Source organism: Chiayiivirga flava (assembly GCF_014202825.1).
Lineage (GTDB): Bacteria > Pseudomonadota > Gammaproteobacteria > Xanthomonadales > Xanthomonadaceae > Chiayiivirga > Chiayiivirga flava.
The window spans coordinates 288,712-305,615 of the sequence record NZ_JACHHP010000002.1 but is presented as its reverse complement, the minus strand read 5'-3'; the positions used below and the strand labels follow the sequence as shown (position 1 = coordinate 305,615).

The following is a 16,904-nucleotide window of genomic DNA, read 5'->3' as shown; positions in this document are numbered from 1 at the left end:
GCACGCGCCTCCGCGGGCGGGCCGACGCCGCGCAACTGGCCGCGCGGCCGCGCGAACAGGTAAACTGCCCGGCCACGCGCCCGTAGCTCAGCCGGATAGAGTAGTGGCTTCCGAAGCCATTGGTCGGGGGTTCGAATCCCTCCGGGCGCGCCAGATTCCGCTGTCGTTCGTTTGCCGGCGCACAACGTGACGCAGACGCCGGGCCGCAGTCGCCCACAGCGTTGCGGGCCACGCCGACGCGCTCGATCCGGCCCGCCGCGGCCCGCGTCATCGCAGCGCACGATCCGGACGCAGGGAGTGGGCATGGCAAGACTCGTGTTCGGGATGAACGTGTCGCTGGACGGCTACGTCGATCACATGGCGTTTGCCCCCGGGCCGACGCTGTTCCGCCATTTCATCGATGAAGCCGGTGCGCAGACCGGCGGCGTGTACGGCCGCCGCATGTACGACATCATGCGCTACTGGGACGACGCGCATCCCGAGTGGCAGGCCGCGGAACGCGACTTCGCCGCGGCATGGCGCCGCCAGCACAAATGGGTGGTTTCGCGCTCTGCGCTGGAGGTCGGGCCGAATGCCACGGCGGTGGCCGGCGACCTCGAACACGCGATCCGCGCCCTGAAGTCCGCACAGGACGGAGAGATCGAAGTCGCGGGACCGGATCTTGCGCACAGCCTTACCGCGCTTGGCCTGATCGACGAGTACAGGATCTACCTGCATCCGGTCGTGCTGGGCCAGGGCACGCCCTACTTCGCCGGACCCCGGCCGCAGCTGCGCCTGCTCGCGCACGACCGCATCGACGAGGACGTGCTGCGGTTGCGCTACGTGCCCGTCTGAGCGCGGGTCGGGTCGGACGACGCGGCGCGGCAGTCGGCGAGGAATCCGACGACCGGCGGTCATCCTCGACTCGACTCAGACGTACTGCCCGCCCGGCTGGTCGATCCATGCGCGCAGGCGCGCGGCGTCGTCCGGCGAGATGTCGATGAAGCGGAAGCCGGCCCAGAACTGTCCGGGCATGTTGGCCGCGTCGGTCCACAGGTGGTGGGCGCCGATCTCGATCGGTTTCGGGCGGCCGTGGTCGTCCGGCAGCTGGAAGCTGAGCTGGAACAGCGCGTCTTCCGGCAGGTTCACCGTGGCGAACAGCATCATGCCGGTTTCGGAGATGTTGCCGATGCGGCCGATCGGGCGCTCGGTCATCGTGTCGATGACTTCGATCGCTTCCTGGGCACGCTTGCGCTTGGCGCGGCGGTGGTCGGTCACGGATTCGGTGCTCATGTGGCGGCCTGCGCGGGTTTGGCGGTGCCGCCGGCGAACGAGCGCAGCGCGCCGACGATGGCCTGCCAGGCGCGGTCCACCACCGATCCCTGCTCGGCCTGCACGATCTTCACCGTGCCGCGGCACATTTCACGCGCCAGCCAGCTCAGGGTGTATTCGCCGGCGCGCTGGCCGCGGTGGTTGACGAACAGGCAGTGGCCGGTGACGGTGCTGAACCACGACATGCGGCGGCGCGTGATGTCGCCCTGCTGGTTGACGGTGAAGTCGAACCAGGTGCCGAACGGCAGGCGGCGGATCTGATCGAAGCACGCGCGTTCGGCGTCGTTGAGCGGCGGCAGTTTCTCGCCGCCGGCGCCGGTGCCGGCGTTCGGCGTGCCTTCGATGTTCTGCCCGAGCCGCACGCGCGACTTGAGCTTCATCGCAAGTTCGGTGCGCGAGGCCGGATCGTCGTCGTCCTCGTCGCCGCTGGCGGCGAGCAGGCGGGCGGACACTTCCTTGGCGTCGTTGCCGTGGTAGCCGACCTGGGTCAGCGCTTCCTCGATCTCGGCCTTCAGCGCCGGCGCCTCCGACGGCGCGATCAGCGGCGTGCCGGTGGTGCGGCGCGCGACGGCCGATTCGATCAGGCGCTCGGCGATCTGCAGCTGGTGCTGGAAGCCGTCGGACTGTTCGCCGCCGCGCAGCAGCGAGAGCGAGAGCACGTCGGTCCAGGCCTGCCCGAGCAGGGTGTGCAGGAATTTCGGCACGCGCTTGCCGGCGAGCTTGGCGTCCACCGCCTCGGCCGCGCGCATGCGCGCAAGCTCGAGTTTTTCCTTGCCGCGCGCGGCTTCCACGTGGCGGCGCTCGGCCACTTCGGCCTTGCGCACCTGGGTCTGCAGATGGCCGCCGAGATCGCCGAGCAGGGAATCGAACAGCGTCATGTCGCCGCTGAATTCCTGCGTCACGCGATCCACCAGCAGGTTCATCTTGTCGATGAGCGTGCGGTCGGCCTCGTCTTCGCCGCTCCAGTACATGCCGGTTTCGGCGATGGTGTTGAGCATCTGCCGCGCGGGATGCTGGCGGCGGGTGAAGAAGGCCTTGTCGTTCAGCGCCACGCGCAGCAGCGGCACCTGCAGCTTGCCCAGCAGGCTGGCCGCCGCGGTGTTGGGACGCACGTCCTTGAGGATGTGGTCGAACAGCATGCCGACCAGATCGATGGTGTCGCTGTGTTCTTCCTCCAGCGCGGGCGCCTTGTCCTCGGGCGTGACGCTGCGCAGCTGCGCGAGCAGATCCTGCTTGAGGTGGGTGATCGACCGCGGCTGCGGCTTGCCGTCGACGATCAGCGGCTTGACCGGCCTGGTCTGCAGCACGCCGAGCATCTTCTGCACGTCGTCGGCCGAGGCCGCCTGCACCGGCTGGGTGGGGCCGGACGGTGCCTTGCTGCCGGTGCCGAGCTTGCCGAGCAAGGCACGGCGACCGGCCAGGAGCTGGCGCAGGACGTCGAACATCTCGGTGTCCTGCCGCGCGTGCGTTTCCGCCGCGGCGTCCGGCGTGCCCGGCCACGCGGTGAACGGCCGCGGGCCGTCCGGGGACGGCGTCGGCATCTCGGGATAGGCCGCGGCGGCCGCGGCCGATCGCGCCGGCGGTGGTTGGCCGTGGCCGCTGCCGCGCGTGCCCGGCGACGGCGCGGTCGGGTCGCCTTCGCCGTCGGTGGGGCCGCCGTGTGCGGAGGCGCCCTGCGGCGGTGCCGGCATCGCACCCGCACGCGTGCCGCCCGGCGGCGGCGCGATGCCGTGCTTCTCGCGGTCGGCGGCGCGTTCGGCCGCCTTGGCCGCTTCCTTGCGCGGTTCCTTCGGCGGTGGCGGCGCACTGCGCTGGGTCTGCGCGCGCAGCGGCACGTAGGTGAGGTTCGGCAACACGCGTTCGCGGATGAGATAGGCGTTCACCGCCTCGTACATCGGCGCGAGGAATTGCATCACGCTGCGGTCGAACTGGCGGTACAGTAGCTGGCGGTATTCGGAGTTCAGGTCGAGGCAGCCGACGGCCTCGCGCAGGATGTTGACCAGGCTCTGCGGCCCGATCGGCAGGGTTTCGCTGTCGAAGGCCGGGCGGCCGGCGATGACGCCGAAACGCTGCCCGAGCAGGAACAGCGGCAGGCTGTTGCGGATTTCGCAGCGCGTGGCGATCTCGTTGAGGGCGACGGATTCGTCCATCACCACGTCCTCGACCAGCGACAGCTCGCCTGCCCGCCGCCCGCCGCCCGCGATCGGACTGGGCCTGGGCGGATCCTGGATGCCGGCCAGCGCGGTCTCAAGGCCCAGCAGGAAGCGCGGCGCCAGATCCGCGCGCCCGCGCTTGACCTCGCGCAGCGCGTCGAAGAAGCCTTTCTGCATGCTGTTGCTGCGGGCCTGCTCGGCGAGCTTGAACAGCTGCTGTTCGAGTTCGCCGAGCATCGTCGCGATGCCGCGATCGACCTCGTCGGAGACAAAATCGAGCACGCCCTCGAGCAGGGTGCGTACGCGCCGCGGAAACTGGCGCTGCCCCAGCGACGCGCGCGCGGGCGCGTTCGAGCCGGTGGAAAATGAAGCCGGGCCTTGCATCGACGCTCCCCCTGAAGACCGTCACCGGATTCTATGCCAGTGCCGACGCGCCCACTAGCGAGCGCGGCGCCTGCGCCAGGTGCGGCGCGACCCGCCAAAGGACGGGGGTCTGGTCCGGATAACGATGAAACCGTGGGGGAACTGTCACGGGAAGGGGTTTTCTCCCACTGCGGCCGCGCGTTGGAGGTTGCGATCCTTCTCCCATCGGGAGAAGGACGCAGGGGCTTCCGCCGGCGTCAGCGCGCGCCGCCATCCCAGCGCAGCGTCAGCAGCGCGGTCATGCCGGGCGTGGTGTAGCCGTCGATGACGGTGTACTCGCGGTCGAGCAGATTCTCGATGCGGCCGTCGAGGCTGAGGCCAGCGCCCAGCGGCAGGCGGCCGCGCAGCGCCAGCGTGCCGTAGCCCGGCAGGCTGGTGCCGAAGTCCGGCCGCGGCGATGCCGCGTAGCCTTCGAGGCCGACACGCGCGCCGCCGTCGAACACGCGCTCCACCAGCGCGGTGGCCTTGCGCGCGGGGCGACGCAGCAGCCTGGCGCCGGTGTCGCGGTCTTCCGGGCTCTGCCAGGTGGCGTTGCCGGTCACCGCCCAGCCGTTCGCGGCCCAGCGCCATTCGGCTTCGGCGCCGTCGATGCGCGCGCGCTTGATGTTGATCGCGTTGAAGGTGTCGGGCGCCGAGAAGTCGATGAGGTCGTCGACGTCGTTGCGGAAGGCGCGCAGCGCGAGCCGCGACGCCGGCGACAGCGTGATGTCCAGCGCCGCTTCGAGATTCCGCGACGATTCGGGATCCAGCAGCGGATTGCCGCCGTACAGGCCGCCGAAGCCGGGCGAGTACAGCTCGTTGAAGGTCGGCGCGCGGTAGCCCTCGTTCCACGACAACGACAGGCGCGTGGCGTCCGTGACGCGCCAGCCGATCGCGCCGCCGACCGTGCTCTCGCTGCCGTAGACGCTGCTGTCGTCGTAGCGGCCGGAGGCCTCGAAATCCAGCACGCCGGCGCGGCCGTGCCACGTCGCGAAACCGGCGCGGCCGGTGCGGCGCGCGGCGTAGATCGGATCGCCGCCGAAGGTATCGATGTTCTCGCCGCGCTCGCGCAGGTACGACAGGCCGAACAGCAGCGAACTGTTCGAGGCCAGCGTCAGCGTGTGCAGCCAGTCGGCCTGTTCGCGGCGCGATGCGTAGGCCGAGAAAAACGCCGGCGTTTCCAGGTCCTCGCGCGAGCCGGCGAGGTTGACGCGGTGCGTCCACGTGTCCGTCAGCGGGCCTTCGAGGCCGAGCGCCAGTGTGTCCTGCGTGACGGCGGTTTCGCCGGCGTCGAATTCCACGTCGTCGTCGCTGCGCAGCAGGTTGGCCGACAGCGTGTAGGCGCCGAGTTCCACGTCGCCGTTGGCGCCGATGCTGCGCTGGACGAAGCCGTCGCGGTCCGGATCGAAACTGAAGTTGCCCGGGCGCGTGGCATTGGTTCCGCGCGATTCGAGGTAACCCACGCGCACGCCGAAGCCGCCGCGCTCGCCGCGCGTGCCGACGCCGGCGTTGGCGCCGTAGGTGTCGTGGTTGCCGACGGTCAGCGTGCCGTCGAGCGTCTCGTTGCGCCGCGTGAAGATCTGGATAACGCCGCCGAGCGCATCCGCGCCCCACACGGCCGCGCGCGGGCCGCGCACGATCTCGATGCGTTCGATCTGGTCCACCGGCAGGTGTTCCCACGCATACGCACCGGTGCCGAGCGAGGCCACGCGCACGCCGTCGATCAGCACCAGCGTGTGGTTGGAATTGGCGCCGCGCAGGAACACCGAGGCCTGCTGGCCGATGCCGCCGCCGCGCACGATGTCCACGCCCGGCACGACACGCAGCAGGTCGACGATGTCGTTGGTCGCGCTGGCCTCGATGTCCTCGCGCGTGATCACGCTCACGGCCGCGAGCGTGTCGTCGACGGCCTCGGGCAGGCGGTTGGCGGTGACGATGACGCCCGGTTGCGGCGTCGCGGGTTCGGGCGCCGGGACGGCAACGGCGGACAGGGACACGCCGACGCCCAGCGCCAGCAACGACAGTTTCAAGACTCGCATGGAATTCTCCGGCACACGCTCACCCGCGGGGCACGCGTTCGGACGACGGACAGACGAAGTGCGCGCCGCAGGCACGGCACGCGATCGCCCGCGTCGCCCTCCGCAACGCGCAGACAGTGGCGGCAACGGCGCGGGACGCGCGCTCCACCACGCTTGCAGGCCGGTCTCCGGGCTGGCAGGGCGGACGCGCACGCCGAACATGCGCCGCATCCCGTGCGATCCGCCTTCCCGGAGCGGACTCCAGTGGCATCGTGGATCGCACACCTGCTTACCGTTGCGGGGGCAGCGCCGGACTTTCACCGGCTTCCCGAGCACCTGGAAGCGCGCGCAGTGTAGCGGGCGATGCTGCGGCGCGCCATGCGCAGGACCCGGGTGGCCCCGCGCGATCTCCAGCCCGCCGTCATCCGGCCGAAGACATCCACACCCCCGTCGTCCCGGCGAAAGCCGGGACCCAGCGGCGTTGCTCGGTTGATTGAACTGCTTTAAAAACAAGAAACGTCACTGGGTCCCGGCCTTCGCCGGGACGACGGTGGGGGAACACTGCATTCCCCGGGCAGCAGCAGGGCGACGGAGGTGATCAGTCCTCGAACCCGTCCGCGAAGATCGCATCGCCCGCCGTGTTCTCGTCCACCAGCGTCATGCACTGCGAGAACTCCGACGTGTTCCCGCCCGGCGAGGTCGCCGTCAGCGTGATCGCGTCGCCGGGCGCCACGCCGACTTCCGACACCCACACGGTGAAGCCCGCCGTGCAGTTGAACTCCGTGCATGCAAAGCACAGCCCGCCGCCGTCCGGGCAGTAGGGTTCGTTCTCGATCGTCAGCGACTTCGCCGCAAGCAACCGCTGTCCTTCGCCGTATCCGTTCGCGTCGCAGGCATCGCCGCCGAACACCTCGATGCGGTAGGGCCCGCCCGGCAGCGACCGCAGCGTGCCCTCGATGCGCACCGGCGTGTCGACCGGAATCAGCCCCGTGCGCGCCCGCACCGCATCGGTGAGCACCGGGAAGTTCTGCCCCGCGTTTGCACTGCATCCCTCGGGCGGCTGGCAGAACCCCGGATCGGGATCGTTCGTGCTCACGCCGTTGCTGCCCAGGTCGATCCCCAGCGCGTCGTTGCGCGCGATGCGGTTGCCGTTGATGCTGTTGTAGCCGCCCGCATCGGGCATCACGCGCACGCCGTCGTCGCCGTTGCGGCCGATGAGGTTGTCCGGGCCGATCGCATTGGCCCACGCACCACCCTCGAGCATCACGCCCATGCGGCCGTTGCCCGTCGTGAGCGAGAGCGAGCCGGTGCCGCCGCCGATCCAGTTGCCCTGCACCACGTTGCCGCGCGCGTTGTCGCCGGCGATGCGGATGCCGTCGACGCTGTTGCCGCCGATGCGGTTGCCGAGGATCTCGTTGTTGCCGCCGTTGACGACGATGCCGGTGCCGTTCGGCACCGCCGTCGCACCGAAGCGGTCGAGGCCGATCAGGTTGTTGACCACGCGGTTGTCGTTGCCGCCGCCGCCGAGGAACTGCAGGATCCACACGCCGATGTCGCTGGACGCGGCGATCATGTTGCGCTGCGCCGGGCTGTCGCCGCCGATCACCGTGTCGGTGCCGCCGAGGATCGCGATTGCCTGGGTGTTGCCCGCGAGCGTGGTCGACGAACCGCCGCCGCTGCCCGAAATCGGTCCGCCGAACTGGCTGCCCTGCACGCGATGGGCGGTACCGAACGCCAGGCTGATGGCGAGATCGTAGTTTTCGAACGCGAGCCCGCGCACGGACACGAAGCCGTTGCCGGCATTGAGATCACCCATCGTCTCGATGCCGATCCCGCGCGTGCCGCCGCCGTTGAGCACGATGCACGGCTGGCCGTCGAAGCCGATCTCCTGCGTGTTGGCCACGTGGCCCGGCTGCGTGCTGCCGTCGAAGAACACCGACTCGTACACCTTCAGCGACGTGCCGGGCGTGATGCGCTTCGGACAGCCGCCCGGGATGTTGAAGCGGATCTGGTTGAAGCCGTCGTCGAGGTTGGACTGCTCCAGCGCCCACGCCAGCGAGCCGTTGCCGCTGGCGTTGGTGTTGGTGACGGTGTAGACGCCGCTGCCGTCGGTCGGCGACTCCAGCGCGCCCATGTCGGGGCGCGCACCGATGACGCGGTCGTTGCCGGTGTGGTCGACGCTGGTGAGGCCGCCGGGGACATTGCTGGTGCCGAGGTTCACCGCCGGCGAGCCGGGTTGCGGCACGTAGCTCGCGTCGAGCTGCGCGGCCGCGGCGGAGTTCTCGCCCGAGCCGGGCTGCAGCAGCGCGCCGTTGCCGAAGCCGATGCCGTCGTAGCGGCTGTTGCGGATGTAGAGATTCGCATCGCTGACGATTTCGTTGCCGGAGCGCACGAAGACACTGTTGTAGATCGCCGCGGAGCCCGGAAGGCCATTCTGGCTCACGAGCTGCAGACGGCCGTTGCTGATGGTCGAATTGATCATCGTGAGCTTCGAGGCGCGGTTGTAGGCCTCCTCGTTGAAAGCCAGGTAGATGCCCACGCCCACGTCGCCGGACAGCCCGCCGCCGGGCAGCGCGACGCCGTTGGTGAACAGCGAGTTGCTGATCTTCACGTCGTGGCACCAGGCGCTCACATCGAGACTGGCGCCGTCGATGCGCACGCGGCTGGTCGAGAACTGCCGCCGGCTGCCGGGGCACGGCGCCAGCGTCTGGCTGATCATGCGCAGGAAGGCGCCGTCAAAGGTCAGGCCATTGACGGCGACGTTGCCGGTCTCGGTGATGATGCTCAGGCGACTTGCGTTCGTGCTGTCGATCACGGTGGCGCCGGCGGCGAGCGAATAGTCGGAACAGTCGCTGTTGTAGCCGCCGCGCAGGGTCAGGTCGCCGGCTGGGACGACGCCTTCGAGCTCCGCGTCGTAGATCGCGTCCTGCGCCAGCACGATGGTGCCGCTGCGGATCCTGACGAGGCTGTCGTCGCCATCGACTTCGGCGTCATTGAGCGCAGCGCGCAAGCCGCTGGACGAGCCCACGCAATATTCGGTCAGCGCAAAGGCCGGTGTCGCGCACGCGAACAGCAGCAACGCGGCGAACGGGCGCCACAGGGGCGGGCGGGTCGGGGTCATGGTGGACACTCCGTGGAGGACGTGACCTGCCCCCACGCAGAACGCCGCCGGCGCGGGCCACCGACGTCTGTCAAGACTTCTCCCCGCCGCCACCCCCGCTAGAATCCGCGACCGGGTCGCATCAGGCGACCCGTTTCATTTCATACGAACGGATTCCGCATGCTCTCGATCGAACACCGCATTGCCAACGACATCGCCGCCAAGCCGGACCAGGTCCGCGCGGCCGTGGATCTGCTCGACGGCGGTGCGACCGTGCCCTTCATCGCGCGTTACCGCAAGGAAGTCACCGGCGGCCTCGACGACACGCAATTGCGCCTGCTCGAAGAACGCCTGGGCTACCTGCGTGAACTCGAGGATCGCCGCGCGGCCGTGATCGCGAGCATCGAGGAGCAGGGCAAGATGACCGACGCGCTGCGCGGCGACATCCTCGCCGCCGACACGAAATCGCGCCTCGAGGACCTCTACCTGCCGTACAAGCCCAAGCGCCGCACGCGCGCCATGATCGCGCGCGAAGCCGGGCTGCAGCCGCTGGCCGATGGCCTGCTCGAAGATCGCACGCGCAAGCCCGAAGACTTCGCCGCGTCGTTCGTCGATGCGGAAAAGGGCGTGCCCGACGTGAAGGCCGCGCTCGACGGCGCCCGCGCCATCCTGCTCGAACAGTTCGGCGAGGATCCCGCGCTGGTCGGCGAGATCCGCGACTGGCTCTGGAGCCGCGCACAGATCCGCGCGCGCGTGGTCGCCGGCAAGGAGCAGGACGGCGAAAAATTCCGCGACTATTTCAACCACGTCGAAAGCGTCGGCAGCATTCCCTCGCATCGCCTGCTCGCGCTGTTCCGCGCCAGCAAGGAAGGCGTCATCGATCTCGACCTGATCCCGCTGCCGACCAGCGCGCCAAAAGTGATCGCCAGCGACGCGATGGACGAGACCGTCGCCGCAGGCCACGCCGAAGCCGAAGGCCGCGTCGGCCGTTTCCTCGACATCGCCGACGAAGGCCGCGCCGCCGACCGCTGGTTGCTCGACACCGTGCGCCAGGTGTGGCGCGTGAAGCTGCACCTGCACCTGACCATCGATCTCTTCGGCCGCGCGCGCGAAGCCGCCGAAGCCGAAGCCATCCGCGTGTTCGGCGACAACCTCAAGGACCTGCTGATGGCCGCTCCGGCCGGCCCGAAAGTGGTGATGGGCCTCGATCCGGGCATCCGCACCGGCGTGAAGGTGGCCATCGTCGACGCCACCGGCAAGGTGCTCGGCACCGATACGGTTTACCCGCACCAGCCGCGCAACGACTGGGACCGTTCCATCGCCACGCTCGCGCATGCCTGCAAGGCCACGGGCGTGAACCTGATCGCGATCGGCAACGGCACGGGTTCGCGCGAGACGGATCGTCTGGTCGCCGAATTGATGAAGAAACATCCGGAGCTGAAGCTCGGCAAGATCACCGTGAGCGAAGCCGGTGCCTCGGTGTACTCGGCGTCTGAAGTCGCGGCGAAGGAATTCCCGGACCTCGACGTGTCGCTGCGCGGCGCGGTGTCGATCGCGCGCCGCCTGCAGGATCCGCTCGCGGAGCTGGTGAAGATCGATCCGAAGTCGATCGGCGTGGGCCAGTACCAGCACGACGTCAACCAGACCAGGCTCGCGCGCGCACTCGATGCGCGCGTGGAAGACTGCGTGAACGCGGTCGGCGTCGATGTGAACACCGCGTCGGCCGCGCTGCTGACGCGTGTGGCCGGACTGAGCGCGAGCGTCGCGGAGAACGTGGTGAAGCACCGCGATGCCAACGGTGCGTTCCGCACGCGTCGCGATTTGTTGAAGGTGCCGCGCCTCGGCGACAAGGCCTTCGAACAATGCGCCGGCTTCCTGCGTATTCCGAACGGCGACAATCCGCTCGATGCCTCGTCGGTGCATCCAGAAGCCTATCCGCTGGTGGAGCGCATCATCGCCACGTCCGGGCGCGACGTGAAGCAGATCGTCGGCGACGGCAGCTTCCTGCGCAGCCTGAAACCCGAGACTTTCACCGACGAGAAATTCGGCCTGCCGACCGTGCGCGACATCCTGCGCGAACTGGAAAAACCCGGTCGCGATCCGCGTCCCGAGTTCAAGGCCGCGGCCTTTGCCGAGGGCGTGGAAGACATCAAGGATCTCAAGCCCGGCATGGTGCTCGAAGGTGTGATCAGCAACGTGGCCGCGTTCGGCGCCTTCGTCGATCTGGGCGTTCACCAGGACGGTCTGGTGCACGTGTCCGCGCTGTCGAAAACCTTCGTCAAGGATCCGCGCGATGTGGTGAAGGCGGGCGATATCGTCAAGGTGAAGGTGCTCGAAGTCGATCTCCCCCGCAAACGCATCGCGCTGACGATGCGGCTGGACGATCCGATCGGCGAGGCGCGCACGAGCGACATGCCGCGCGGTGACCGCGGTGGCAATGCGCGCGGCGGGCAGGGCCGTCCGGGCGGCAACCAGGGTGGACGCCCGGGCCAAGCCTCGCCACCGCCGGCGAATGCGTTTGCCGATGCGTTCGCGCGCGCGAAACGTAGCTGAGGCCGTTTGCGAGCGCGACGTGTGATCGTGCTCGGGAACGGCGGCATCGCTGCGACAGATGCACACACCGCTCGTCATCAACGCAGCCGATCCGGGACAGAGGCCGCGCCACCTCGATATCAATCCCGCTGCCGCGCATCGGTGTCGGGGAAACGTAGCGCGGTCCGGCACCGTCGTCCCGGCGAAAGCCGGGACCCAGCGACGTTGCTCGGTGTGTTCAACGCACCCTGAAATCAAACAACGTCACTGGGTCCCGGCTTTCGCCGGGATGACGGGGGTTTTTGAGGTTCTCGCCGAATCGGTCGACCGGGTGGGCCTGCGCAGGCGAGCAACTGCGCGGCTGACGTTGAACGCGCCACACCGAACCGCTGCCGCACCGTGGCGCGGATGCGGCGACCACAGTGTTCGGGTTGTCTGACCGGCGTTACGCAGTCGCTTCACCGGTGAAAACCCGTTTCAAGCGGCCGAACCCGGATTCCTCCGCCGGCGGCTGTCATCTTCCGGCCACTGGCGCGTCGAACCGATGGACCCCCGGAGGAGGCACCATGACAATCACCCGCACCACCCAACCTCATCGCCGCAACCCCGCCGCAGACAACCGCACGACCATCGCCGCGCTCCTGCTTGCCGGCGCCGGCCTGTGCAGCGCCACAGAACCACCCGCGCGGCCCACGTCCACCGCGATCGAGCAGGAAGCCACGCGCGCCATGGCCGCCACCGGCGCGCAGGGCCTCGCCATCGCCGTCGTCGACGATGGCGCCGTGGTGCACGTCTCCGCGCACGGCAAACGCAACGCCGCCGGCGATCCGTTGCAGCCGGACACCATCATGTACGGCGCATCGCTGACCAAGACCGTCTTCGCCTACACCGTGCTGCAACTGGCGGACGAAGGCCGCATCGACCTCGATCGCCCCCTCGCGGCAGTGCTCGATCGCCCGCTGCCCGAGTACCCGGACGAAGACCGCTACGCGGCCTGGTCCGACCTCGCCGACGATCCGCGCTGGCGCAATATCACCGCGCGCCACGCCCTCACCCACAGCGTCGGCTTCGCCAATTTCGGCTTCATGGAACCGGACGGCAAACTGCGTTTCCACTTCGACCCCGGCGCGCGTTACGCCTACTCGGGCGACGGCCTGATCCTGCTGCAGTTCGCGTTCGAACGCGGGCTCGGCCTGGACATCGGTGCGGAAGTGCAGCGGCGTGTCTTCGACCGGTTCGGCATGGTGCGCAGCGCGATGCAGTGGCACGAGGGCCTGGCCACCAACCTCGCCGACGGCTGGCGCAGCGACGGCAGCCCCGAACCGCACGATCCCCGCAGCCGCGTGCGCGTGGCAGGATCGATGGACACCACGATCGCCGACATGGCGCGGTTCGCCGCCATGCTGGTGCGTGGCGAAGGCCTCGCCTCCGGCAGCCGTGCCGCCTTCGCCGCGCCGCAGCTGCCGATCACCACCGCCAGCCAGTTCCCCACGCTGCAGCCGGAACTGCCGGTCGAACGCCGCCGCGCCGATCTCGCGGCGGGCCTCGGCGTCGTGGTGTTCGACGGGCCGCAGGGCCGCGGCTTCATGAAGGGCGGCCACAACGATTCCACCGGCAACACGATGGTGTGCATCGAGCGCGGCAAGCGCTGCGTGCTGATCCTCGCGAACGACGTGCGTGCGGAAATGGCATTCCCGCGGCTCGTGGCCTTCGTGCTGGGCGAAACGGGCGCGCCGTGGACGTGGGAATACGGTGGGATGGCGTTCTGGGACGGCAGCGACGCGACCGTGCGCGACGTGCGGACCGGGTCGGGGTGGTGAGCGGCGGCCGGCGGCCGCGGCCGGTCAGAATTCGATCCTGACCGCCGCCGCGCTGCGTTTCGCCTCACCGTGGAACACCGCTTCGACATTGTTGCCGTCCGGATCGATCACGAACGCGGCGTAGTAACCCGGGTGGTAGTTCTCGCGCAGGCCGGGTGCCCCGTTGTCCTTGCCGCCGGCCGCGAGCGCGGCCTTGTGGATGGCGTCCACCATCGCGCGATCGCGCGCCTGGAACGCGAAGTGGCTTTTGCCGGTAAGCGTCCCCTGCGCGGCCGCGCTGTCCTTGCGCGAGACGACGAATTCGTCGGCCCAGAAGAAGCCGGCGTCCTCCACGTCGATCACCGGAATGCCGAGCACGTCGAAAATCGCGCCGTAGAAGCGCCGACTCGCGTCCAGATCCTTCACCACGAGCTGGATGTGGTCGATCAGCCGACCGCGATACAGTTCCTGCGTTTCCATTAGGCCTCCGGCGTCGGACAGGGAAGCCGATGTATACACCGCGGTCGCGGCACGATGAAGCGCTCTGCTGACCGCCGGCTGTCCGGCCTCAGCGACCGCGCAACCGCAGCGTCAGGCCCTTGAGGAAATTGCGCAGCATCTGATCGCCGCAGAGGCGGAAGTTCGCGTGCTCGGGCGCGCGGAACAGCGCGCTCAGCTCCGGCTTCGAGACCGGGAACCCCGCGTCCTCGAAGATCCGGTGCATGTCGACATCCTTGAGCTCGAACGCCACGCGCAGCTTCTTCAGCACCACGTTGTTGTTCACGCGCTTCTCCACCGGTCGCGGCGGCACGGCGTCGTCGCGTCCGCGGCGGTGGATTACGAGGCCGTCGAGGAAATGCGCCAGCACGCGATTGCTGCACTCCACGTAGCCGGGCTCGTCTTCGCGCAGCAACATTGCCTGCACGTCGGCTTTCTCGATCGGGAAGGCCGGATCGACGAGGTGCACGATCTCCACCACGTGCGCATCGCCGAGGTCGAGCATGTAACGGATGCTGCGCAGGATGTCGTTGTTGATCATCGGGGCGTTCCGAAGCGGGACATTGAACAATGTTGCCGTCGCGCAGGCGTGCTGCAGAGGATAGCGCGCAAGGGCGTCAGGCAAGTGGCCTTCTGTCGCGGTCGAGTGCGATGACACGATCGGCAAGCGCAGGCAGCGTCGCGAGCGCTTGCCGGCTGATGCGTTCGTAGTGCGCGACGAAGCGCGCCACGTCTAGCGGCGACATCGCGTGCGGGGCGCCGATGTTGCGCAGGTTCTGCTCCTGTTCGTCGCGCCAGTCTGCGACCACGTCGAAGGACGGCGCCTGCAGCACGAGGAGGCGGTCGAGCCGTTGCCACAGCTGCGCGTAGTCGCGGGCAAGCGCGGTATTGATGTGGCGGCGCCAGCGGCCGTCGGGGTCTTCGTCGCGTTCGAGGGTGTTGATCGGGGTGTACAGGGTGGCGTCCGGCTGCGGCGGGACGCCGATGCACCAGCCTTCGAGCACGATCAATTGCGGTGGCGCGACGATGCGTGGCCAGGTGGCGGGTGGTGTTCGATCGTCGGTGCCCTTGTCGAAGCGTGGGACGGCGGCGGGTGTGTCCGGCGCGGCGTCGGCGAGCGCGTCGAGTGTTGCGTGCAGCAGGGCGAGGTCGTGCGTGCCGGGCACGCCGCGGGTGGCGAGCAGCGGATGCACGTCGCGGGCGAGGTCGAGGCGCTCGGCGCGCGTGAGATAGACGTCGTCGAGCGACAGCGCGATCGCGTCGATGCCCGATGCGCCGCAGTGCGTGACCAGTTGCGCGGCGAGGGTGCTTTTGCCGCTGCCTTGCAGGCCGGAGAGGCCGAGCAGCAGCGGGAAGGTGCGGTCGGCCATCGCGTCGACGGCGAATGCGGCAAGCGATGCGATGAGGTGCTGCGGCCACACCGCGCCCGGGGGGCTCATGCGGCGCTGCCGGTGACGTCGACCTTGCTCACGCGGCAGGGTTCTCCGGTGCGGTGGGCAACGCGGCGGGCGCGGCGTGGGCGATGTGCGACGCGTCCTGGTGCGGCAGTGCCCAATCGTCCGGCCGCAACGGCGCCAGTCCGTGCCGCGCCCGCGCGCGATCGCACTGCGGGCTCGGTGCGCCGTGTTCCCATGCCGGCTGCAGTTCGCGACACGGCGAGGGGCGTCGCTCGTAAACCGTGCACGCGTTGAACGCGCCAACGTCACCCTGCAGGGCGATGCAGCGCGGCGCGCGTGCATAGGTGCCGCGCATCGCGACACGGTGTGCATCGAGCGCTTCGGTCAGCGCAGCCGGCACCGGTGCGACGGCCTCGTCGGACGCTTCCGACCAGTGGAACGCCACGACGTAGCTCGCGCAGCATGCGCCGCAGCGCTGGCACGGGTGGGTTGGTGGGGAAGGCTGGGCGGGAGGCATGCGGGGCGCGCTCAGTCGAGGAAGACCGACATCACGTCGTTGAGGAAGCGCCGGCCGAGTTCCGTCGGCACGATGCGTTCGCCGTCGCGTTCGAGCCAGCCCTTCGCGATGCAGTCGTCGAGCCGCGGCGACAGCGCCGCGCGCGGCAGGCCGGTGCGTTGTTCGAATTCGCCGAGCGCGAATCCCGCATTGAGCCGCAGCGCGTTGAGCATGTAGTCGAACGGACGCGCCGCCGCCGCGATCCACTCGTCGCCGCCGATGCGCGCATCGCTCGCGCCCGCCGCGAGATACGCGGCCGGATGCTTGATCTTCCAGCGCCGCAGGATGCCGTCGTCCGCAGGCTGGGTGAGCTTGCCGTGCGCACCGGCGCCGATGCCGAGGTAGTCGCCGTAACGCCAGTAATTCACGTTGTGCGCGCACTGGCGGCCATCGCGCGCGTAGGCCGAGACTTCGTACTGCGCGTAGCCATGCGCCGCGAGTGCGGCCTGACAGGCTTCCTGCATGTCCCAGGCATCGTCGTCTTCGGGGATGCCTTTCGGCGGTTTCGCAGCGAAGACGGTGTTGGGTTCGAGCGTGAGCTGGTAGTGCGAGACATGCGCGGGTTGCAGCGCGAAGGCGCGGTCGAGATCGTGCAGCGCCATCGCCTGCGTCTGCTGCGGCAGTGCGTACATCAGGTCGAGATTGATGTTGTCGATGCCGGCGTCCTGCGCCAGCTTCACCGCGGTCTCGGCCTGTGCGCTGTCGTGGATGCGGCCGAGGCGTTGCAGGCAGCCGTTGTCGAAGCTCTGGATGCCGAAGCTGATGCGGTTGACGCCGGCGCGGCGATACGCCTCGAAGCGGTCATGCTCGACCGTGCCGGGATTGGTTTCGAGCGTGACCTCCAGTCCCGGGCGAAAGCTCAACCGCGCCGCACAACCGTCGAGGATCGCCGCGATGCTGTCGGCCGAGAACAGGCTCGGCGTGCCGCCGCCGAAAAATACACTGGTCACCGTCCGGCCCCACACCCGAGGCAGATCCTGTTCCAGATCGGCCAGCAACGCGGCCACATACTCCCGCTGCGGCAGCGCCGAAGGCGAGGTGTGCGAGTTGAAATCGCAATACGGGCATTTGCGCACGCACCACGGGATGTGGATGTAGAGCGCGAGCGGGGGCAGCGTGAGCATCCGCGCAGTGTAGT

At 69.1% G+C, this 16,904-nt stretch carries 12 protein-coding genes, 1 tRNA gene and 1 riboswitch; of the genes, 4 read left to right on the top strand and 9 right to left on the bottom strand.

Features of this window, described 5'->3' with window-relative positions:
- Window positions 1-76 precede the first annotated feature (76 nt).
- Together HNQ52_RS05840 and HNQ52_RS05835 are read left to right on the top strand one after the other, a co-directional pair.
- A tRNA-Arg gene (locus HNQ52_RS05840) sits at window positions 77-153 on the top strand.
- A 150-nt stretch (window positions 154-303) separates the two neighbouring features.
- Entirely contained in the window at window positions 304-834 is a 531-nt protein-coding gene (locus HNQ52_RS05835) for a dihydrofolate reductase family protein (protein WP_183960179.1), read from the top strand.
- A gap of 75 nt (window positions 835-909) precedes the next feature.
- On the opposite strand, the gene HNQ52_RS05830 is transcribed toward HNQ52_RS05835, so the two are convergent.
- From HNQ52_RS05830 to HNQ52_RS05815, 4 genes are all read right to left on the bottom strand, one after another.
- A complete protein-coding gene (locus HNQ52_RS05830; RefSeq protein ID WP_183960178.1) occupies window positions 910-1,272 on the bottom strand; it encodes a PilZ domain-containing protein in 363 nt (120 codons plus the stop codon).
- Window positions 1,269-3,848 carry a DUF1631 domain-containing protein gene (locus tag HNQ52_RS05825; RefSeq protein ID WP_183960177.1) on the bottom strand — a complete coding sequence of 860 codons (2,580 nt, stop codon included), beginning with the start codon at window positions 3,846-3,848 and terminating at the stop codon, window positions 1,269-1,271. The genes HNQ52_RS05830 and HNQ52_RS05825 overlap by 4 nt, the downstream gene beginning before the upstream one ends.
- A gap of 236 nt (window positions 3,849-4,084) precedes the next feature.
- Window positions 4,085-5,905, bottom strand: coding sequence for a TonB-dependent receptor domain-containing protein (locus HNQ52_RS05820; RefSeq protein WP_183960176.1), 1,821 nt, complete (start codon window positions 5,903-5,905; stop codon window positions 4,085-4,087).
- 141 nt (window positions 5,906-6,046) lie between these two features.
- Window positions 6,047-6,239: riboswitch (cobalamin riboswitch) on the bottom strand.
- Window positions 6,240-6,482: 243 nt separating this feature from the next.
- Window positions 6,483-9,005, bottom strand: a complete 2,523-nt coding sequence (locus HNQ52_RS05815) for a right-handed parallel beta-helix repeat-containing protein (RefSeq protein WP_183960175.1) — start codon at window positions 9,003-9,005, stop codon at window positions 6,483-6,485.
- Window positions 9,006-9,164: 159 nt separating this feature from the next.
- On the opposite strand from HNQ52_RS05815, the gene HNQ52_RS05810 reads away from it, so the two are divergent.
- Together HNQ52_RS05810 and HNQ52_RS05805 are read left to right on the top strand one after the other, a co-directional pair.
- Window positions 9,165-11,537: a Tex family protein gene (locus tag HNQ52_RS05810; RefSeq protein WP_183960174.1), complete on the top strand. Its 2,373-nt coding sequence runs from the start codon at window positions 9,165-9,167 to the stop codon at window positions 11,535-11,537.
- A 545-nt stretch (window positions 11,538-12,082) separates the two neighbouring features.
- Window positions 12,083-13,336, top strand: a complete 1,254-nt coding sequence (locus tag HNQ52_RS05805) for a serine hydrolase domain-containing protein (RefSeq protein ID WP_183960173.1) — start codon at window positions 12,083-12,085, stop codon at window positions 13,334-13,336.
- Window positions 13,337-13,360: 24 nt separating this feature from the next.
- On the opposite strand, the gene HNQ52_RS05800 is transcribed toward HNQ52_RS05805, so the two are convergent.
- The 5 genes from HNQ52_RS05800 to hemW all read right to left on the bottom strand — a co-directional run bounded on the left by HNQ52_RS05800 (window position 13,361) and on the right by hemW (window position 16,890).
- On the bottom strand, window positions 13,361-13,795 hold the full coding sequence (locus tag HNQ52_RS05800; protein ID WP_183960172.1) for a VOC family protein: 435 nt from the start codon (window positions 13,793-13,795) through the stop codon (window positions 13,361-13,363).
- 88 nt (window positions 13,796-13,883) lie between these two features.
- Window positions 13,884-14,354 carry a YehS family protein gene (locus HNQ52_RS05795; RefSeq protein WP_183960171.1) on the bottom strand — a complete coding sequence of 157 codons (471 nt, stop codon included), beginning with the start codon at window positions 14,352-14,354 and terminating at the stop codon, window positions 13,884-13,886.
- Between the two features lie 76 nt (window positions 14,355-14,430).
- A complete protein-coding gene (locus tag HNQ52_RS05790) occupies window positions 14,431-15,252 on the bottom strand; it encodes a kinase (protein ID WP_246387622.1) in 822 nt (273 codons plus the stop codon).
- A 28-nt stretch (window positions 15,253-15,280) separates the two neighbouring features.
- Entirely contained in the window at window positions 15,281-15,727 is a 447-nt protein-coding gene (locus HNQ52_RS05785; protein WP_183960170.1) for a YkgJ family cysteine cluster protein, read from the bottom strand.
- Window positions 15,728-15,738: 11 nt separating this feature from the next.
- On the bottom strand, window positions 15,739-16,890 hold the full coding sequence (gene hemW / locus HNQ52_RS05780) for a radical SAM family heme chaperone HemW (RefSeq protein WP_183960169.1): 1,152 nt from the start codon (window positions 16,888-16,890) through the stop codon (window positions 15,739-15,741).
- Window positions 16,891-16,904 lie beyond the last annotated feature (14 nt).